17 protein-coding genes are annotated in these 19,899 nt (G+C 73.0%); 10 read left to right on the top strand and 7 right to left on the bottom strand.

Annotated features, from left to right (window positions below; all coding sequences use genetic code 11):
• Positions 1 to 64: 64 nt before the first annotated feature.
• The gene (locus tag V2J52_RS15340; protein ID WP_331228605.1) at positions 65 to 325 is read left to right on the top strand and encodes a hypothetical protein; all 261 of its coding nucleotides are present in this window, start codon (positions 65 to 67) and stop codon (positions 323 to 325) included.
• Positions 326 to 395: 70 nt separating this feature from the next.
• On the opposite strand, the gene V2J52_RS15335 is transcribed toward V2J52_RS15340, so the two are convergent.
• The gene (locus V2J52_RS15335; RefSeq protein ID WP_331228604.1) at positions 396 to 1,538 is read right to left on the bottom strand and encodes a glycosyltransferase family protein; all 1,143 of its coding nucleotides are present in this window, start codon (positions 1,536 to 1,538) and stop codon (positions 396 to 398) included.
• 63 nt (positions 1,539 to 1,601) lie between these two features.
• Between V2J52_RS15335 and V2J52_RS15330 the strand changes: the two genes are divergently transcribed.
• From V2J52_RS15330 to V2J52_RS15320, 3 genes are all read left to right on the top strand, one after another.
• Entirely contained in the window at positions 1,602 to 2,018 is a 417-nt protein-coding gene (locus V2J52_RS15330) for a DUF2695 domain-containing protein (protein WP_331228603.1), read from the top strand.
• 151 nt (positions 2,019 to 2,169) lie between these two features.
• Positions 2,170 to 3,192 carry a hypothetical protein gene (locus V2J52_RS15325; protein ID WP_331228602.1) on the top strand — a complete coding sequence of 341 codons (1,023 nt, stop codon included), beginning with the start codon at positions 2,170 to 2,172 and terminating at the stop codon, positions 3,190 to 3,192.
• 49 nt (positions 3,193 to 3,241) lie between these two features.
• Positions 3,242 to 3,706, top strand: coding sequence for a hypothetical protein (locus tag V2J52_RS15320; protein ID WP_331228601.1), 465 nt, complete (start codon positions 3,242 to 3,244; stop codon positions 3,704 to 3,706).
• 17 nt (positions 3,707 to 3,723) lie between these two features.
• Here V2J52_RS15320 and V2J52_RS15315 read toward each other — a convergent pair whose 3' ends face one another.
• Positions 3,724 to 5,841 (bottom strand): acyltransferase family protein, encoded by a 2,118-nt coding sequence (locus tag V2J52_RS15315; protein ID WP_331228600.1) that lies wholly within the window; start codon positions 5,839 to 5,841, stop codon positions 3,724 to 3,726.
• Positions 5,842 to 6,086: 245 nt separating this feature from the next.
• Here V2J52_RS15315 and V2J52_RS15310 point away from each other — a divergent pair, with 245 nt between their 5' ends.
• The 6 genes from V2J52_RS15310 to V2J52_RS15285 all read left to right on the top strand — a co-directional run bounded on the left by V2J52_RS15310 (position 6,087) and on the right by V2J52_RS15285 (position 12,974).
• Entirely contained in the window at positions 6,087 to 7,382 is a 1,296-nt protein-coding gene (locus V2J52_RS15310) for a nucleotide sugar dehydrogenase (RefSeq protein WP_331228599.1), read from the top strand.
• Between the two features lies 1 nt (position 7,383).
• Positions 7,384 to 7,680, top strand: a complete 297-nt coding sequence (locus tag V2J52_RS15305) for a hypothetical protein (protein WP_331228598.1) — start codon at positions 7,384 to 7,386, stop codon at positions 7,678 to 7,680.
• Entirely contained in the window at positions 7,677 to 9,647 is a 1,971-nt protein-coding gene (locus V2J52_RS15300) for a DUF6541 family protein (protein WP_331228597.1), read from the top strand. The genes V2J52_RS15305 and V2J52_RS15300 overlap by 4 nt, the downstream gene beginning before the upstream one ends.
• 39 nt (positions 9,648 to 9,686) lie before the next feature.
• Positions 9,687 to 11,882 (top strand): glycosyltransferase, encoded by a 2,196-nt coding sequence (locus V2J52_RS15295; protein ID WP_331228596.1) that lies wholly within the window; start codon positions 9,687 to 9,689, stop codon positions 11,880 to 11,882.
• On the top strand, positions 11,879 to 12,430 hold the full coding sequence (locus V2J52_RS15290) for a hypothetical protein (protein ID WP_331228595.1): 552 nt from the start codon (positions 11,879 to 11,881) through the stop codon (positions 12,428 to 12,430). The genes V2J52_RS15295 and V2J52_RS15290 overlap by 4 nt, the downstream gene beginning before the upstream one ends.
• 82 nt (positions 12,431 to 12,512) lie before the next feature.
• Positions 12,513 to 12,974, top strand: coding sequence for a hypothetical protein (locus V2J52_RS15285; protein WP_331228594.1), 462 nt, complete (start codon positions 12,513 to 12,515; stop codon positions 12,972 to 12,974).
• Here V2J52_RS15285 and V2J52_RS15280 read toward each other — a convergent pair.
• The 5 genes from V2J52_RS15280 to V2J52_RS15260 form a co-directional block, all read right to left on the bottom strand.
• A complete protein-coding gene (locus V2J52_RS15280) occupies positions 12,958 to 15,447 on the bottom strand; it encodes a glycosyltransferase family 2 protein (RefSeq protein ID WP_331228593.1) in 2,490 nt (829 codons plus the stop codon). The genes V2J52_RS15285 and V2J52_RS15280 overlap by 17 nt on opposite strands.
• A 19-nt stretch (positions 15,448 to 15,466) precedes the next feature.
• The gene (locus V2J52_RS15275; RefSeq protein ID WP_331228592.1) at positions 15,467 to 17,629 is read right to left on the bottom strand and encodes an acyltransferase family protein; all 2,163 of its coding nucleotides are present in this window, start codon (positions 17,627 to 17,629) and stop codon (positions 15,467 to 15,469) included.
• Positions 17,626 to 18,756, bottom strand: a complete 1,131-nt coding sequence (locus tag V2J52_RS15270) for an ATP-grasp fold amidoligase family protein (protein ID WP_331228591.1) — start codon at positions 18,754 to 18,756, stop codon at positions 17,626 to 17,628. Before V2J52_RS15270 ends, V2J52_RS15275 begins: the two co-directional genes overlap by 4 nt.
• Positions 18,757 to 18,875: 119 nt before the next feature.
• Positions 18,876 to 19,445, bottom strand: a complete 570-nt coding sequence (locus V2J52_RS15265) for a class I SAM-dependent methyltransferase (protein ID WP_331228590.1) — start codon at positions 19,443 to 19,445, stop codon at positions 18,876 to 18,878.
• Complete coding sequence (locus V2J52_RS15260; RefSeq protein ID WP_331228589.1) at positions 19,400 to 19,879, bottom strand: hypothetical protein; 480 nt, start codon at positions 19,877 to 19,879, stop codon at positions 19,400 to 19,402. Before V2J52_RS15260 ends, V2J52_RS15265 begins: the two co-directional genes overlap by 46 nt.
• Positions 19,880 to 19,899: the final 20 nt, after the last annotated feature.

The following is a 19,899-nucleotide window of genomic DNA, read 5'->3' as shown; positions in this document are numbered from 1 at the left end:
GGTCCAAGCAGACCATTCGCAGCATCCCTGCTCGTGAGTGGCCAGGTCTACGCAAAGGAGCGTCATGACACAAGACAGTCAATCCGGAATGAACCGTGCCGGTGGTGCGCGGACGGACTCGAACGTCCTCTCGATCGTCTCGTTCGTCCTATCGGCGATCTCGCTGTTCTTGTTCCCGATCTTCTTCGGGATCGCGGCGGTCATCGCAGCGGCGATCGGTCTTGCTCGCAAGGAGCGGCTCGCGAAGATCGCACTCATCATCGCGATTGTCGCGACGATCATCGGCATCGTCCTCGGGATGCTCGTGTTCAACGCGACGACGTAGCGGCGTCACCAGAAGTTCCGAGCTCGCGCGCGCCGGCGTCGTCGGTCAGCTCGTCGAGGGAGCCGGCGGGTCAGGGCAGCATCCTGTCGAGGATCCCGTCGGCCACGGCGGCCTCGGCCTCGAAGCTCAACGCGCGGCTGGCGACGTCGGAGTGCTCCTTGAACCGCGCCATGTCCGCGCGGGACAGTGACCGCAGCGACGCCGCGCAGGACTCGACGGAGAAGTCCGCGGCGACGACGCCGAGGTCGTGCTCACGCACCACCCGCTCCATCTCCATCGTCGGCCCGACGGCGACGGCGAGGCGAGCCTGGACGAAGTCGAACAGCTTGTTCGGCAGCGTCAGCCGGGCGTTGGTGTTGAACGGCGGGATCCAGAACACGCCGACGTCGTACGCGTTGAGGGTCGCCGGCAGCTCGTCGGGCGCGACCGGGTCGTGGAAGGTGATGCCCGGGTGGCCCTGCGCCCGGTCCTGCAGCGCGCGCAGGTACCGGCCGCCGTCGCCGGCCGGCATGAGGTAGAGGTCGAGGGAGTAGCCGTCGCCGAGCGCGAGGACGACGTCGATCATCGCCCCGAGGTTGCGGCCCGGGACGGCGCCGCCGGAGTGCACGAGGCGGATCGTCGCGCCGTCGACGGCGGTGGGGGAGAGGTCGGCCCACGGGGCGGCGTTGCGCATCACCGCGGGCAGCACGCCGTACCGCTCGGCGTAGAGCTCGGCGATGGAGCCGGCGACGGTGGTCGTCGCGGCGCTGCGAGGCAGGTAGGTGCGGCACAGGTGGTCCATCAGCGGGGCGACGAGCAGCCGCCAGGAGAGGACGTGGGTGCGTTCCTCGGGCGCCCACTCGTGCAGGTCCGCCCACACCGGCGCGCCGCCCGCGAGCTGGTGGGCCACCGGCAGCGCCCGCGCGTCGTTGCCGACGACGGCGTCCCAGGAGCGACCCGCGGCCAGCCGCAGGGCGTGCCGGCTCGCCGGTGCGGCAAGCTCGGCGGCCCGCCAGCGACGGGCGGCGAGCAGCGCGACACCGCGGGCCGTCTGCGGCAAGGACGACGCGCCGTCGGGCAGCTGAAGGTGCTCGTCGGCGCCGGCGGGACGCGGGCCGTAACCGATCGTCGTCACGTGGGCACGGCGCGCGACCACGGACAGCTGCCGCAGGACACGGGCGTCGGAGTGGATCGGCGAGAAGGAGACCACGAGGACGCGGGGGCGGGCAGGCACGTGGCGATGCTAGCGGGCGCTCACCGACCGCCCGATGTCAGCGGCTCGTGGTGCGATGTCGGCATGGCGACGAACCCGCTGGTGGACGATACGGAACAGCACCTGCGCCAGCTCGCGGCCGGGCTCACCGAGCCCTACCCGGCCGAGTGCCTGCTCTGCTACGTCTACCGGATGCTGGAGTACGGCTGCACCGGCCCCCGCTGGATCCGTCATTACCGGGACCTGCGTGCACCGCGAGCCACGGCGCTGGAGCGACGGCTCGGCCAGGCCGGCGGGTACTGCGACTGCGAGGTCTTCCTCAACGCCTTCGAGCCCGCGCCGGAGCACTGGATCCCGGAGAAGGAGCATGAGGAGGAGGACGGGACGATCTACGTAGAGGACGCGACGTACCCCGACCCGATGCCACCGTGCCGCGGGGTCCGGCTCGGCTCGACGCGGGGGTGCGAGCTGTGGGTGCGGCAGTGGCGACGGCGCTGGTAGATGGGCGGGCGCGGTGCGCGATCAGGCAGCGTCCGGGTGCGACTCGGGCACGCCCGCACGACCCGGGCGCTGCCCTCGCCGCGCCGCCAGGCAGCGGCGCGTGCCACAGACTGGAACCTGCTGTGGATCACGCTGGGACGCGGGGATCGTCATGGAGCTCAAGCATCTCGAGGAACGTCAACGTGCACACCCGGCCACGCCGGCGGGCACGAAGCAGCTGCCGACGGCGTCCACCGGCGCCGCCCACCTGCTGGCTCTGCAGCGGTCGGCCGGCAACCGTGCGGTGGCAGGCATGCTCGGCTCCGGCGGCGGCGAGGGCTGGGTCGCCGTGCCCGGCCTGGGGTCTTCTGTCCAGCACCGTGAGAGCACGCTCTCCTCGCGGCAGCCAGCCCTGGCGCAGCCGGCGGCCGCCGCCTCGGCGGTGAGCAACGGTCGTGGCCTCGCGGCTGACGAGGGCGTGGCCGTCAATGACCGGCCGGTGGCCGGCCTCCTGGGGGCCGCGATCGGTGGTGGGGTCGGTGCGGTGGCCGGCGGGTTGCTCGGCGGACCGCTGGGCGCGCTCGCCGGAGGCCTCGCCGGGGCTGCGGTCGGCGGCGGGATCGGCGCGCTGCTCGGCGGCGGTGACGGCGCGGCGGCACCGACCGCCCCGGTCCCGATCGCGGTGCGGAACGGGCCCGGCCACCGCCCGATCAACACCGCGACGGCCGCCGGCATGTCGATCGACATCACGCTGACATCCTCGTCCGGTGTCGATGCGGACATGGCCACGGTGCAGGACAGCGAGCAGGTGAGCCCGTCGCTCAACCACACCGGCTCCTACCTGGGCGAGGTCCCGGGGCCCGGGAACACCAGCGGGTACATGCCCGGGCACCCGATCCCGCCGGACCGGCACTCGTCGGGGAAGGCGCAGATCGTCAACCTCGCGGACAACCACGGCGGGAACGGTACCCAGGACTTCGAGCAGCTCGATAGCTTCACGGCGCCCGCGGCCGGGATCACCACGCCGCAAGCGGTCCCTGCCTCCGGCTACCTCATCCGCCGGTTCATCACGGTCAACGGCACCGAGATCAAGTTCCGGGTCGAGAAGAGCCCGAGGGCGGTGACGGTCGGCGGGTTCACCACCACCGCTGGGCCGTCGGCGCTCCAGTCCGACGAGGTGACGGTGCGACCATGAGCCCAGGCGCGACGTTCCGACAGCGGGGGTAGGCATGGATCACACCGACATGAGCGGGCAGGGCGACAACCTCGTCGTCCGCGACGGCGACACCCTCGTCCCCGCACCGGCCGCGGACCAACGGGTGCTCGAGTCGTACGGTCCCTCGGCCGATCGAGGCCCGGTGATCGACGGGTACCGGCTGACGCTCCTCACCCGGAGCACCAGCTACGGCGTCGGGGAACCGGTGCGGATCATCCACGTCTGCGAGTCCGTCAGTGCCGACGCCCCGCTCTACGTCATGGGCCCCAAGGCGGTCACCGGCGAGCACGTCGACGACGAGCTCGTCACGGAGCCCGCCGACGACGTCGACCCGCTCGCCCCTGCGGACTACGACGGCCGTGCGGTGCCCGGACCGGGGGTCGACGCGAACTACGAGATCACCCAGTACACCTTCGACGAGGCGGGACAGCACAGCGTGCAGTGGCGGCCGGGCGGGCACCGGTCGAACACGCTGCAGATCACGGTGTCCTGACCGGAGCCGGCAGCGCGCTATGGCCCCGAGGTGAGCTCGCCCACCAGCGGTACGAGCGCGTCGGCCAGCATCGGGGTGAGGGTCCGCACGTAGGTGTCGGTCAGGTGCGTGCCCTGGCGGTAGAGCAGGACGTCCCCGATGACGGGGACGCACTGGTCAGCGGGGCAGAGCCAGTCGGTGAGGTCGACGACATGCGCCGTCGACACGCGTTCCGCGGCGGCCCGCTGGGTGGGTGCCGCGCTGTCGGCGATCCCTTCGTCGCGGTCGAAGGTGCACCGCTCCAGCTCGCCCGGGTTGTCCGCCACGCACTCGTACACGTGAATGGGCGGCGACGGGTTGTCGAGGACCGCGACGACCGGGATCCCGAGTGCCGCCAGCTGCTCCCAGACGTCGACCAGACCGTCCTCCATCGCCTGCGCGGACCGCTCCGCGGGGTCCGCCGGGCTCACCGGTGCGACGCCGTGCCGCTGCGAGGTGACGACGACGTCGGGCCCGAGCTCGGTGATCGCGTCGAGAACGGTGCCGTTCCACTCGGTGCAGCTGTCGTTGACCACGCCGCGCGCCACCTGCGGGGCCGAGCTCAGCGCGCAGGCCGACTTGAGGTAGTACACGAGGTGCCAGTCGTTCTCGACGGCGATGGCGTCGAGCGCCGACTGCCACTGGAAGATCTTGGAGTCACCGACGACAGCGATGACGGTGCCACCGTCGAGGTTGCCGTACTCGCACGTCGTCAGCCCGGCCTCGAGCACGTCGAGCGTGCACTCGTCGGCGTAGCCGACGGGGACGTCCTCCGGAGCGTCGACCGCCGCCGGAGTGATCGCCGTGACATCAGCGAGGGAGGCGACCGAGCCGGGCCCGGTCGAGCGATCGGCGCCGACCTCGTCGAGCGCGGCGGCCCCGGCGGTCGGGCCGGCGCCGGTGCCGGCGGGGGGCGCGCCCGGCACGGCGAGCACGAGCGCGAGACCGGCGAGGACACCGATGAGGGAGAAGTTCGCCCCCATCGACAGGGCCAGGGAGTTGGAGCGCGCGACCGTGCCGGAGAACCTGATGGGGTTCTCGATGAAACGGAGACTGAGGTAGGACGGCACGAACGCGATCGCGACGACGAGCAGCCCCCGTTTCGCGCCGAGGTCGCCCCACATCGCGGTGGCGGCGGTGAGCAGGGGCCAGTGCCAGAGGTACAGCGAGTAGGAGAGCCCGCCCAGCCAGACGGCCGGACGCCACGACAGCAGCCGCGCCGGCCCGCCCCCCGGGACGAAGCCGGCGACGATCACGGCGGCGGTGCCCAGCGTCGGCAGCAGGGCCGCATACCCCGGCCAGGTGGTCTCCGCGGTGATGACGAAGCCGCTGGCGACGATCGCTGCGAGCCCCAGCCAGCCCACCGTCGACGCGACCAGTGGTGGCAGTCGGTGCCACTGGGTGGCGCCGATCGCCACCAGGGCGCCGATCCCGAGCTCCCAGAGCCGGGTGGTGGTGACGAAGAACGCCTGGTCAGGGCTGCTCGACGAGAGGTGGATCGACCAGAGGAGCGAGGGGACGATCACGAGGAGGATCGCCAGCGTCATCATCGGACGGAGGGTGGCCCGGGCGCGGCGCCGGACGAGCCAGGCGACCGCCACGAGCAGCAGCGGCCAGACGATGTAGAACTGCTCCTCGACCGCCAGCGACCAGAAGTGCTGGACCGGTGACGCCGCGACGTCCTCGGCCAGGTAGTCCACGGCCCGTCCCGCGAACACCCAGTTGACGACGTAGACCGACGCCCCGACGATGTCCCAGCCGAACGTCCGCCAGTCGACAGCGGACGAGGACCACCACGTGAGGGCTGCCGTGGCGATGAGCACCATGCCCGTCGCCGGGAGCAGCCGCTTGGCGCGGCGGGCGTAGAACCGCGGCAGTGAGATCCGGCCCTGCTTCTCCAGCTCGCGGATCAGCAGGCCGGTGATGAGGAAGCCCGAGATGACGAAGAAGACGTCGACGCCGACGAAGCCGCCGGGGAGGAACCTCACGCCGGCGTGGTAGATCAGCACGAGCCCGATGGCGATGGCGCGCAGCCCCTCGATGTCGGGACGGAACGCCGAGGTGCCGCTGGGCGGTCGTGAGCCGGCGCGCATCGTTCGGGTGTCGGTGCTCGTCACTCGTGGCTCTTTCTCGAAGGGCGGCAGGAGGCATCGTGCGAACAACCGTGACGGTGCCGAGAAGAGCGTCGTCGGGCCGCCGACGCGCCGAGGAAGCGTAGCCCCGCTCCTCCCCGGCGCTCAAGCCGTGGGCGCACCGGGACGCCCGGCTGGCGGCTCGCGGCTCCTCGAGCACCGACCTGCTCGTCCCACGGATATCGTGGCAGCAGCCACCCGGTCACCGGGCCGTCGCGTCGAGGAGCACCATGCGTATTGCTGTTGTGGGATTGGGCAAGATCGGGCTGCCGTTGGCGGTGGCGTTCGCCGATGCCGGTCACGAGGTGATCGGCATCGATGTGCAGCAGCGGGTGGTGGACCTGGTCAACGAGGCGGTCGAGCCATTCCCCGGTGAGGCGCAGCTGCAGGAGAAGCTCTCGGCGCTGGTGCCGGCGGGGCGCCTGAGAGCGACCACGGACTACGGCGAGGGGGTACCGGGAGCCGACGCGGTGGTCATCGTGGTGCCGCTGTTCGTCGACGACGCGACGTGGGAGCCGGACTTCGGGTGGATGGACGCGGCGACACGGTCGCTGGCCGAGCACCTGACGCCGGGCACCCTGGTGTCGTACGAGACGACGCTGCCGGTGGGGACCACGCGGGGGCGGTGGAAGCCGTTGATCGAGGAGCTGTCCGGGCTGCGCGAGGGGGAGGACTTCCACCTGATGTTCTCCCCGGAGCGGGTGCTGACCGGACGGGTGTTCGCCGACCTGCGCAAGTACCCCAAGCTCGTCGGTGGGCTCACCGATGCCGGTGCGGTGCGGGGTCGGGAGTTCTACGAGGCGGTGCTGTCCTTCGACGAGCGCCCGGACCTGGCCCGGCCCAACGGGGTGTGGGACATGGGCAGCGCCGAGGCCGCGGAGATGGCCAAGCTCGCGGAGACCACCTACCGGGACGTGAACATCGGGCTGGCCAACCAGTTCGCGATGTTCGCCGACACCGCCGGCATCGACGTGTACGCCGTCATCGAGGCGTGCAACTCCCAGCCGTACTCCCACATCCACCGGCCGGGGATCGCGGTGGGTGGGCACTGCATCCCGGTGTACCCGCGGCTGTACCTGTCGACCGATCCGGACGCCTCGATCGTGCGCACCGCGCGGCAGCACAACGCCGCGATGCCCGACTACGCGGTCCGCCGCGCCGCCGAGCTGCTCGGTGACCTCACCGGGCTGCGCGCGGTGGTGCTGGGGGCGTCCTACCGGGGCCGGGTGAAGGAGACCGCGTTCTCCGGGGTGTTCGCCACCGTTGCCGCGCTGCGCGAGCGCGGCGCCGAGGTGCTGGTCCACGACCCGATGTACGACGACGACGAGCTCACCGGGCTCGGCTGGGTGCCCTACCACTTGGGTGACCCGGCGGACCTGGCGATCGTGCAGGCCGATCACGACGAGTACCGCACCCTGGGCCCGGGCGACCTCCCCGGGGTCCGGCTGCTCGTCGACGGCCGCGACGTCACCGAGCCGGCCGACTGGTCCGGCACCCCCCGCATCACCATCGGCGGCGGTCACTGACGTGAGGCGCACGAGGCAGGCGGCGCTCGCGCGCGCCCGCTGCACAGCTTGGCGTGGGCACAAGTCTGCTGTCGCGGACAACCCCGCTGTCGGCGACAAGTCTGCTGTCGGGGACAACCCCGCTGTCGGCGACAAGTCTGCTGTCGGGGACAACCCCGCTGTCGGCGACAAGTCTGCTGTCGGGGACAACCCCGCTGTCGCGGACAACCCCGCTGTCGGCGATAAGTCTGCTGTCGGGGACAAGTCTGCTGTCGGGGACAAGTCTGCTGTCGCGGGGATGACGGGGGTGGGCGGGTGAGCTGGTGGTCGTTGCTGCCGGCGACCGCGGCGCTCCTCGTGCTCGCCGTCGCGCCGGGCGCGGTGGCGCTGCGGCTGCTGGGCGTCCGGGGGCTCGTCGCGCTCGGCGCCGGCGCCCCGGTGACCCTCGGTGTGGTCGGCGCGGCATCGGTGCTGCTCGCCCGGCTCGGTGTCGAGTGGCGGCTGCCGGCGGTGCTTGCGGTGCTGCTCGCCGTCGTGGTCGTCGCCGGGCTGCTCGGCCGGCTCGTCGGGCATCCTGACGAGCCCCGCGGCCTCGACGGCCGGCGGGTCGGCGCCGTCGTCCTCGCGCTCGTCGCGGGCTTCGTGCTGCTCACCCTCCCGCTGCTCACCGTGCTGCCGAGCCCGGACGCCCCGCTGCAGCAGTGGGACGCGGTGTTCCACCTCAACGCCGTGGTGTCGATCCGGGAGACCGGGATCGCGACCCCGCTCGGCGGGCTCTCCCCGCTCTATGGCGGCGGCACGCTGGCCCCCTATTACCCGACCGGGTGGCACGCACTGCTGGCGATCGTCCCCGCCGCGGCGAGCGTGCCCGCGGTGACCAACGTCGGTATCGCGGTGCTCGGCGCCGGCGTCTGGCTGCTCGGGCTCGTCGGCCTCACCCGCGAGGTCACCGGGCCGCGCCCGCTGCCCCTCGTGCTCGTCCCGCTGCTGGCCGCGACCTTCGTCGGTTACCCCACGGTCCAGCTCACGGTGCTCGCCCAGCTGCCCAACGGGCTGTCCACCGCGCTGCTGCCCGGCACGCTGGCGCTCATGCTCCGGGCGGTGCGGGCGTGGACCGCAGGTGCCGGCGCCCGCGCCGCCGTCGTCACGCTCGCCGCCGGCGCCGCGACCGTCGGCGTGGTCAGCGGTCACGCCAGCGGGCTGTTCTCACTGGCCCTGCTCGCCGGGCCGATCATCGTCGCCGCCGTCGTCACCGGTGCCCGGCAGTGGTGGCGCGCGGGCCGGCACGTCCTTGCCGCAGGCACGGTGGCGGCGCTCGCGGCCGCGGTGGTGGCGGCGCCCGTCGTCGCGGCGAACGTCGACGCGTTCGCGGCCGTGGTCGGCTTCGAGCGGGCCAGCGGCCACAGCCACCTCCGCGCGCTCCGCGAGGTGGTGCTCGACCAGACCCTGGCCGGCGCGTACCCGGGCGACGGCTGGCAGCACGCCGCCATCACCCTGGCCACGCTCGCCGGGATCGTCGTCGTGCTCCGGCGCCGCCGCGACCGGTGGCTGGTGGCGGGGTTCGTGCTCGCCGTCGGGCTCGCGGTGCTGGCGGCCGGCCCCGAGGGGCACCCGCTGCGGTGGCTGGCGGGCTTCTGGTACACCCAGGCCGGCCGGATCGCGCCGGTCGCCGCGGTGCCGGCGATCCTGCTCGCCGCCATCGCGCTCACCGCCCTCGTCGACCGCGCGCGGTCTGCCGTCCGGCACCCAACGACGGCGACGCGCGCCGCCACCGCCGCGGTCGCCGTCGTCGTCCTCGCGGTCGTCGCGACGGCGGTGGTCCGGCTGCCGCTGCAGCAGCGGGTCGTCGCCAGCGCGTTCGTCCCCGGAGAGCTGGCGTTCGGCACGATGGCCACCGCCGAGGAGCTCGAGCTCATGCACCGGCTGGGCGAGGACCTGCCGGCGGACGCCGTCGTTGTCGGGGACCCGTTCAACGGCTCGGCGCTGCTGCCGGCGGTGGCTGGCGTCGACGTCGTCTTCCCGCAGCTCGGGCCCAGCGGCATGTCCGACGCGCAGCTGGTGCTGCAGGCGGGTCTGTCCCGGGTCCACGAGGACCCAGCGGTGTGCGCGGCGCTCACCGAGCTCGACGTCACCCACCTCTACCAGGACACCGCCGGCGAGCACGACGGGGCCAAGACCGACGAGCGGACCGCGGCGATGCGTGACGTCGACGTGAGCACCGGTTTCACGCTCGTCGACTCCGCCGGGACGGCCGCGGTGTACCGGATCGACGCCTGCGGTGGCTGAGCCGACACCAGGGGGCCGCGTGGCAGGATGTCACTCACCATGACCACGATGAGCCGCGATGTCGACGTCCTGCTGATCTCGGACCTGCGGTTCCCCGGCGGCACGTCGCACAGCATCGCCACCGAGATCGAGGCGCAGCACGCGGCGGGCTACACCACCGGGCTCGTCCACCTCAACGGCCCGCTCGTGCGCAAGGTCCGCGCGGTGAACCCGGCGATCGCGCGGCTCGTGCGCAGCGGCGCGGCGCGGCTGCTCGTCGGCCCGCGGCCGGTGACCGCCAAGCTCGTCGTCTTTCGCCACCCCGGCGTGCTGCAGGCGGCGGCCGCCCAGCTGCCGCCCATCACCGCCGAGCACGTCGTCGTCCTCGCGAACTCCGGGCCGCGCGACCACCGCGGCGAGCTCGTCTACGACATCGCCGAGGCCGACCGGGCTGCCCGCGAGCGGCTGGGCGTAGCTCCGGTGTGGGCGCCGATCGGACCGCTCGTCCGCGACGAGATCGCCGCCTCGGTGCCCGCCGGCCGGCTCGCGCCGGAGGACTGGGTCAACATCATCGACGTCGACGCGTGGCACGCCGAGCGCGACAGCCGGCGCTCCGACCGGCCCGTCGTCGGGCGCCACAGCCGCCCCTCGGCGCAGAAGTGGCCGGCCGACGCCGAGACCCTCCGCGCTGTCTACCCGGTGGACGGCTCGTGGCAGGTCCGGGTGCTCGGCGGCGCCGACCCGGTCGAACGCGTCCTCGGCAAGATCCCCACGTCGTGGCAGGTGCTGGCCTTCGGGGCGATGAGCCCGCAGGAGTTCCTCGCCGGCCTCGACTTCTTCGCCTACTACCACGACCCCCGCTGGTTGGAGGCCTTCGGCCGGACCATCCTCGAGGCGATCGCCAGCGGACTTCCCGCGATCCTGCCGCCGCACTTCCGGCCCCTCTTCGGTGACGCGGCGGTCTACGCCGAGCCGAACGAGGTCCGCGGCGTCGTCGAGGGCCTGTACGCGGACCGCGACCGGTACGAGGAGCAGGCTCGCCGGGCGACCGCGGTGGCACGGGAGCGGTTCAGCTTCCAGACCCACGTGCGTCGCGTCGCCGCCCTCATCGGGGAGCCGGAGACGACGCCGGCGGAGACCGCGCAGCCGCGCCGTCAGGGGGTGGCGCTGGTGCCCGCGCTCCGCGACCGGCCCACCGTGCTGCTGATGTCGAGCAACGGCGCCGGCATGGGGCACCTGACCCGGCTGCTGTCCTACGCCGGGCGGCTCGGCGAGGACGCCCACGCGCACGTGCTCTCCATGTCGCAGGCCGCGCCGGTCGCCGGGCGGCTCGGCTACCCGTACGAGTACCTGCCCTCGGCCAAGGCGCTCGACATGCCGCCGGGGCGGTGGCAGCCGATGTTCGTCGACCGGGCGGCGGAGACCGTCGACCGGGTCGGCGCCGACGTCGTCGTGTTCGACGGCACCTGGCCCTACAACGGCATCGAGGAGATCCGCGCACGGCGGCCCCAGACGCGCTGGGTCTGGTCCCGGCGGGGCATGTGGCGGGCGGGGATGAACACCGAGCAGCTCGCCAAGGCGGCGTGGTTCGACGACGTCATCGAGCCCGGCGACCTTGCCGCGGCGTACGACGCCGGGGCCACCGTCGGCACCCCGGCGCACCGGGTCGGGCCGGTGACGCTGGTCGACCCCGCCGACCTCGCCGACCGGCAGGAGGCGCGCGAGGCCCTCGGCCTGCCGCTCGACGGCCCGCTCGCCCTCGTCTCGCTGGGCGCCGGGAACATCAACGACACCTCCGGCGACCTCGGTGCGGCGGCCGCCGCGCTGGAGCGGCTCGGGGTCGGGGTCTGCGTGACGGTCCCCGGGATCGCCGCCGACGCCGGGCACGGCGGGGCCGGCGTCCACCTGGTGCGCGACTACCCGCTGTCGCGCCGCTACCGGGCCTTCGACGTCGTCATCAGCGCGTCGGGCTACAACTCGTTCCACGAGCTGCTGCGCCTGGGGGTGCCCTCACTCTTCGTGCCCAACACCGCGACCAAGCTCGACGACCAGGAGGGGCGCGCGCGGTTCGCGGTGGACCAGGGGTGGGCGCACCAGCTCCCGGCGCTCACCGTCGAGACCGCCTCCCCGCTGCTCGAGGACCTGCTCACCCGCGGCACGAGCATGGTGGCCGGTGCGCAGGCGGCGGACCCGGGCAACGGCGCCACCGAGGCGGCCGGCATCCTCGTGCGGCTCGCGAACGGAGAACGGCCATGAGCAGGACCACCGACCTCATCAGCGCGCTCAACCGGCGTGCCCGGCGGCTGCCCGTGGGGCAGAAGAGCGCCGGCCGGCTGGCCGTGCGGCTGCGGTCGAGCAGGACGGCGCGCACGGTCGTCTCGCGGATGTTCGACTTCGACGACGCCGGCCTCGGTGGGACGTCCTTCCTCGCCGCCGGCAACGTCATCGGCGGGCTCGGCCTGGACAACCTGCCGGTCGTGCTGGTGAGCCTGGTCGGTGCCGCCCCGCGCGACGTGCCCGCACTGCTGGAGAGAGTCGCGCAGGAACAGGTCCTCACCGGCGGCTTTCGGCCGGTCATCGTCCTCGACTCCGACCACTTCGCCGAGGTACGGCAGTACGGGTACCCCGTCGACTTCGTCGTGCCGCAGAGTGCCTGGACGGACACCACCACGGCGTGGCCGGCGTACTTCCGTGACCGGTTGCGCAGCATGCGGCGGGGATACAGCGCGGTCGGGCTGGTCGACCTGCGGGAGACGGACGGGCTGGGCCTGGACATCCTCGCCAGCATGGACAGGGGCGCGTGACCGCGGGCCACGCCCGCCGGTGCTGTGGGACGATCCGGGAAGGGCTGCGGCCCGCCCCCGAGCGCCGCAGTGGAGAGGACACATGAGGCTGGACCTACGACGCGCCCTCGGCGCGGCCGCGATCGTGACGTTCGCCGTCGCTTGCGGCGTGCTCGCCGCGCTGGGCCACACGCCGGTCGCGATCGCGCTGGTCGCGGCGGCCGCCGCCCTCGCCGCGGTGATGTCCTTCGGCAGCCGCCGCCGGGACCTCAGGGCGGCGCGTGACCTCACCGACCTCCGCAAGTCCGCCCGCCGGCTGCAGCGCGACCTGCGCGAGGTGCGCGAGGTCCGCGAGCTGGCCGTCCGGCTGGGCAAGGAGGCGGCCGCACGCGACCGGCAGGCCCAGGAGGCTGCCGCCGCGCGCGAGCAACGGCTGCTGGAGAAGGTGGTGGCAGCGGAACGGCGGCTCGTCGCCGGCTTCGAGGCGGAGCGGCTGCGCGCGGCGCAACGGCACCGCGAGGAGATGGTGGCGTTGTCCGACGGTGGCCCTACGCCGGGGCCGTGACCCCCGGCGCCAGCAGGTCGTCGACGCCCAGCAGGGAGTCCACCAGGGACGCGTACGTCCGCGGCCCGAACCGTTCGTCGACGTACGCGACCGCTGCCGCCGACTGCGCCCGGTAGGCGGCCGGGTCGGCGTACAGCTCGCGGACGGTGGCCAACGCCTCGGTCTCGGCGGCGTAGACGGCGCCCGGTCCGAAGGTCGCCTCGAGATGAGGTGGCAGGACGGCGACACAGCCGGCGGCGAGCGCCTCGAGGGCGGCGCGGCCGAAGGCGTCGTAGGCGTCGGCGTGCTGGTAGTACACGAAGAAGTCGATCGCGTTGAGGAAGGTGTGGACCGGCATGTAGTCGCGCGGCAGCACCATCCAGTCGGGCGGTATCCGCTGATCGAGGAGCTTGCCGAGCGTCCGTTCGCCGCCCATGACGCGGACGTCCGCGCTGCCGTCGGTGGGGTAGACCGACCGGAGGGTCTCGGCGTCGCCGGGCCACTTCATCGGGTCGTCGCGGGAGTGGCGACCGATGACGGGACGGTCGGCCCGGTAGGACTTCCGCTCGGTCCACCACTCGGCGACATCGATGATGCCGGGCATGTCGAAGGAGGCCAGCTCGGCGCCCGGCACCAGAGGCTCCAGCGCGCCACGGACGGTGGGGCCCTGGGGGACCCACAGTGCCGCCTGGCCGAACAGTGCCTTGACATTGGCGCGGCAGTCGTCGACGTTGTACCGGATGTCGGAGCCGTCCCGCTCCGCCGGTGCCTGGTTCGCCAGCACGATCAGGCGGTGGACGTCGAGCCGGACCTCGATTCTTGGCAGGAACTGTAGGACCGGGGGGTAGCGGACGACGAGGAGCCGCACCGTGACGTCGTCGTCGAGGAACACCTCCCCGACTGCTCCGCTGTTGAGCAGGTCCTGTACCGGGGCGCAGTGGCGACCGGCGCCCAGCGAGATGAACCGGGTAGCAGCGAGCTGCATCACCCCGACCCGTTTGCCGGCCGCCAGCAGCGCCTTGATCTCCTCGATCATCGACTTCTGCGGTCCGCCGTACCGGCGCCACTCCGAGGCGAACACGACGTCGTAGACGACGTTCGCGGGCGGGTGGGGCTCGAACCGGCGGGGCAGGGCGAAGGGGCGCGGGTGCTGGGGCAGCCGGCCGCTGGTGGCCATGTCCGCGGTCTCCTGCCAGTGCCGGTACGCGCTGACGTAGGACCGCCGGGACTCGTGCCGCCACTTCGCCCGGAAGTCGGTACGCGACAGCGAGGACGGCACGACCCGGACGATGGCGAGCGGCTCGGCGACCTCGTGGGTCGGGGTGGTGGCGAGGCTGATCCGCTCCATGAACTCGGAGTCGGCGGCCTTGCGCGACCTGTCGTAGCCGCCGACGACGTCGAGCGCGGACCGGCGATACATCAGTGACGAGACGTTGAGCCGGGACGGAGCCTGACCGACCCGGAAGTTCACCAGCTCCTCGGAGACCGTCAGCGCCCTGCTCGCCGTGCTGGTGAGCCGGTCGTCGGCGAGCAGCGGCGCTGCCTGGCGCTCGAGACGGCGGGGGTGGGACCAGTCGTCGGAGTCCTGTCCGGTGATGAGTTGGCCACGTGACTGCGCCAGCCCGACGTTACGGGCGGCGTAGGTGCCCTCGTTGGTCGGCTGCCTGATCAGCCGGAGCCGCTCGCCACCGAGCTCCACCGCCCGCTGCAGGACAGGGGTGTACTCCGCCGGTGAGCCGTCGTCGACGAGGACGATCTCGAGGTTGGTCCAGGACTGGCCGAGGATCGAGCCGATGGAGTGGAGCAACGCGTGGTCGGGGCGGTAGCTCGTCATGACCACGGAGATCAGTGGCCCTGACGCCGTGGTGCTGGTCGCCTCGGCACGCAGGGCGTCGTAGGGGGTGGCCGTCGGCTCCGCGGAGAGCGAAGGCGCCTCGAGCCCGTGCTGACGGAACCGCTCCTGGAACAGCTCGAGCCACTCGTCGGCATGGTCGCCCGAGCCCGTGGCGAACGGGTTGAGGGTGTCCATCCAGAGGTAGTCGTGCTCGAGCCCTCGGACGTCGGCGAAGGCGTCCAGTGCTTCCCGCGCACGGTCGGTCAGGCCCTGCGCGAGCAGCAGCTCGACGTAGGTCTTGCGGTGCTCGAGCCGCTGCGCACCGGCGGGCAGGTCCGCCAGGCACCGGTCGTAGACCGCGACTGCCTCAGCGGTGTCGTCAGGCTCGACGCCCTGCAGCCCGACGACGTACGCCAGGTTGGCGCACCACACCGGGTGCAGGTCCAGGTCCCTCGAGGTCGCCACCACCTGGCGCAGCTGGTTCCAGGTGAGCTCGTTGCCGGTGGCGTTGTAGCTGAGGATGTCGCGCATCTGCACCGACCGCTGCCGGATCGCGGTCATGGCGGTGGCCCGCGGTCCGCGGGCGCGTGCGATGGCGGCGTAGTCGGTCAGCAGGTGGTGCCGCTGGGACTCGCGGAGTGGCTGTCGTGGCGTGCTCACCGGCGGTACGGCTCCTTGGTCAGCGGCCCGGACTGGTGACCATTGTGCCAGGGGATGCGTGCCCCGGGGCGGCGTCCGGCGAGCCGCCCTCGCCCAGGACGTCCGCGAGCACCGGCTCGAGCCGCGGCGCGAGGGTTCGGGAGTAGGTGGCGGTCAGGTGGTGGCCGTCGCTGTAGGTGAGCACGCCGCCGATGACCGGCACGCACGTGTCGCCCGGGCACACGAAGTCGGTGAGGTCGACGAGCACGGCCCCCGGTGCCTGCTCCGCGGCGAGCTCGAGGAGACCGGCGCCTGAGCGGGCCATCGCCTCGTCGCGTGGTGCGGTGCAGGCGGTGAGGTCCGGCTCGTGCTGGGCGACGCAGTCGGGCACGTCGAAGCCCATCCACGGGGTGTCGGTGAGCGCGACGACCTCGATCCCTGCCTCCTCCAACCGGGTCCAGTTCGCCGCCATCGCGGCGGACACCAGGGGCGCGGACTCGGCGGCACCGAGCGGTGCGTCGTCGGCCACTGCCCGGTAGCTGCCGCTCGAGCCGACGACGGCGACGTCCACACCGCCCGCGAGGAGCGTCTCGGTGACGCCCTCCTGCCACTGCTCGCAGCTGGTGTAGGGGCCGTCGGTGGCCGGCAGCCACACGGTGGTGTCGCCGTATAAGCAGCTCGACTTGGTGTAGGTCTCGAGGCGCCAGCCGTTGTCCTCGGCCAGCACCCGCAGCGCCGGCTGCCAGTGCGCACCGTGCGAGTCGCCGATGAGAGCGACCGTGGTGTCACTCGTCGGGTCACCGTAGGTGCACGAGACCACGTCGGGGCTCGACTGGTCCTGATGGCAGCCGTCCGCGTAGACGTCGGCGTTGTCGTCGCCGACGTCGAGCAGCGACGGCACCGTGCTCGAGATGTCGTCGACGGCGGGGGTGCTCGTCGGGTCCTCGCCGAGGGTCTGAGCGCCGGCCGCTGCGTCGGCGGCCGGCGCCACGGCCGTCGACTCCCGGTCGAGGGCCCACAGCACCGCACCGGCGCTGACCAGCCCCAGCCCGACGCAGGTGAGGGCCAGCACGAGGGCGCGCCGCGGCTGGCCGAGGTACTGGGAGCGGTGCAGCGGCCGCTCGACGAACCGGTAGGTGAGCCAGGCGGGCACCGCGGACGCTGCCACCACGAGGAGCCCGATGGGCAGCAGCAGGGTGCCGTCGACCCGGCCCCACACCGCGGTGGCGACGACGAGCAACGGCCAGTGCCACAGGTACAACGAGTAGGACAGCTCGCCGATGCCCTGCATCGACGTCGTGCGCAGCCAAGGGTTCTCCGAGTCGCCGCGACCGAGCCCCGAGAACAGCACGGCGGCGGTCCCGAGCGTCGGGAGCAGCGCCGCGGTGCCCGGGAACGTCGTAGCCGCGTCGAAGGTGAGACCCGCGTAGCCGATGGCGAGCAGCCCGGCCCAGCCCGCGAGCTGCCTCACCTGGCGCGGGGCGCGGGCGAGGCGGCCGGCGTGGAGCGCGAGGAGGGCACCGATCCCCATCTCCCACGCGCGCGTCGTCGTCTGGAAATAGGCGGCGCCGGGGTTGACCCCCGAGTAGTAGGCCGACCAGAGCAGCGACGGGACGACGATGACCAGCAGCAGTGCCGTGAGCCGGCTGGTCGAGGTCCGGTGACGGGTGCCCCACAGCATCGCGACGATGAGCAGCGGCCACAGGACGTAGAACTGCTCCTCGATCGCCAGCGACCAGAAGTGCTGCAGCGGGCTGGCTGCGGAGCCGGCGGCCAGGTAGTCGACGGAGCGGTCCGCCAGGTGCCAGTTCATCAGGTAGACGGCGCTGGCAGCGATGTCGCCGGCGATCTCCGCCCACCGGGTCACCGGCAGCACGAGCACCGTGAGCGCCGCGGTGGCCAGGAAGACCACCGCGGTCGCCGGCAGCAGCCGCTTGGCGCGGCGGGCGTAGAACCGGGCGAGCCGCAGCCGTCCGGTGGTCGTCACCTCTCGCACGATCAGCCCGGTGATGAGGAAGCCGGAGATGACGAAGAAGACGTCCACGCCGACGAAGCCGCCGGCGAGCTGTGGCACGCCCGCGTGGTAGGCGAGCACGAGGAGCACTGCGACCGCCCGCAGGCCCTGGATGTCCCCGCGGCGATGCTTGGTGGCGGCCGGGTGGCCGGTGGGGGCGACCCGCGCTGGTGTCGGGGGTGCGGTCACCGGCGGACGTCCCAGCCGGGGCGCGCGGGGGCGCGGGTCGTGGGTGGGGTGACTGCCGTGAGCCCGCGGTCGTGCGTGCCGTGCAGCACCTCGAACGGCCGACCGTTGGTGAGGTCGACCTGCAGCCGGGCCTCGGCGTCGTCGTACATCTCGCCGAGCCGCCGGTCCCAGTCACGGGTGAAGGTGTGGGAGTCGCCCGGGAGCGGGGTGAGCTCACCGAGGACGACACCGTCGTCGCCGGCGGCGTAGAGGTCCACGCGGACGACCGGCACCGGCAGCGCCAGCGACAGCGCGGCAGCGGTGTCGAGCATGAGCGCGAGCTGCGCGGGGACCGGCACCGTCTCGTCGGACGTCCGCCCGCGCAGCACCTCCTGGAGGTCCTCACCGGTGGGCGCGAGGATCCGCAGCTGCCCGAGGGCGGTGTCGCCGTGCACCGGCATCCGGCGGATCAGCACGAAGGCGATCCGGCCGTAGAAGGCGTAGATCTTGACGTCGTCGGGCAGCGTGATGTCCGACCCCGGCAGCAGCGTCTCCGCGAAGTACGGCGGGCGGGCGCCCTGGGCGTCGGCGTAGTGGGCGACGATCTCCTCGGCGGTGTACGAGCGGCTGCCGTCGACCAGCCGGAACCCGCCGGCGTGACGCTCGAGCGGCAGCACGCCGCGGCTGGTGGACCCGCTGTTGCTCTTGAGCACGAACTCGTCGGGCAAGGTGTCCCACGCGACGTCGCCGATGTCCGACCACACGCCGAGCACCTGCGGCGTGGCGACCCCGTGGCCGCGGGCGACCTCGTAGTTGTGAAGCTTGAGAAACAGGTGACGGCGGGCATGAACCTGCGCGTCGTCGAGCTCGTTGACGGCGCGCTGGACCCGCTGCTGCTCCTTCACCCGAGCGTGCCACGACGCCACCGCGGGCTGGTAGCGGGGCGGGGTCGCGGCGGCCCGGGCGGCCGCCGCCCGCAGGTCGTCGATACGACGCTGCTGGCCGGTCACCGTGGTCTGGAGCTCGGTCTCAGTGGTGCGGAGCTCGGCGACGGTGGCCCGGAGGTCGGCCACGGTGGTGCGGAGCTCGGCGATCCGTGCCTCACGCCAGGCGATCGGCCGCCACCGCCGGAGCATGTCACGCAGCATTCGTTCCCATACCTCCTCGCGGCTGTCACCGGTCGCTTCGCCGAACCATCCTCGCACCGCAGCCTGACGAGGGCGCGGCGCCACCGTCCGACCCTGCACGGTACGCCGTGCGCCCGGGGTCAGCCGACGCGGAAGAGGGTGGCGTCGCGGCTCAGCTGCCGTACCAGCTCGAGACCGGCGTGCTCGGACCACCGCCGGACGGCCTCCTGCTCGTCCGCGCGGTGGGCGTCGTCGACGACCACGAGCGCGCCCGGGCGGAGCTGCTGACGGAGCAGCGGCACCGCCGGGAACCGAGCCATCGGGCCGGTGCCCTTCGGGGGGCCGTCGACGAGGAGCAGGTCGATGACACCGAGGTCGCTGACCTGTGCGCGGTCGTACCAGCGGTACGTCTCGCCGTCGATCTCGACGGCCGACAACGGGGCGTGGCGGACGTCGGCGATGCCCTGCAGGCCGTGCCTGGTGAGGAGATCCTCGGTCCGTCGGGCGAACGCGGCCTTGTGCTCCAGGGCGACGACGCGGGCTCCACCGATCTCCCGGGCGGCGTAGCCCAACCACAGGGTGGAGCTGCCGCTGCCGCACTCGACGATGGTCGCCGGCCGCTCCTGGGTCACGACGTCCCAGAGGCCCAGCAAGGTGCTCGCGCTCAGCGCCCACCCACCGGAGCCGGGGAGCGGGGGAGCGTCGGGCACCTTGGGGAGCAGCTGGAGGAGCGCCTGGATCTCGTTGACCGGCTCGTGGTCCAGCCGGGCGAGGTGCCGGGTCGTCTCACTGTGGCGCTCCGTGGCGACGGCCGTCTCGGCGTGCGCGACGTCGCGCAGCCGACGTCGCGCAGCTCCGCGAGGCCGGCCACGGTCTCCGTCGAGCGTGCCCGCAGCTCGCCCAGGTCCTCGGCGATGGCGGCGCCGATCGCGGCGACGTCGTCCTCGAGCCGCCGTTGCGTTCGGGCGGCCACCTGCTGACGGTGGCGGATGTCGAGCAGCAGGATGCCGACCCCGCCCAGCAGGACCGCCAGGACCGCCAGGCTCCAGCCGGGCTCCCCGAGCAGCGCGCTGAGCACCGCCACGACGACGAGCACGGCCACGACCACGGCGGTGCCGCGGTGTCGCGGGGTGAGAAAGGACATGATCCGGTTCCCGTCCGGCG

This window comes from Georgenia sunbinii (assembly GCF_036421875.1).
GTDB classification, from domain to species: Bacteria; Actinomycetota; Actinomycetes; order Actinomycetales; family Actinomycetaceae; genus Georgenia_B; species Georgenia_B sunbinii.
This window is presented reverse-complemented; position numbering and strand designations above follow the sequence as displayed.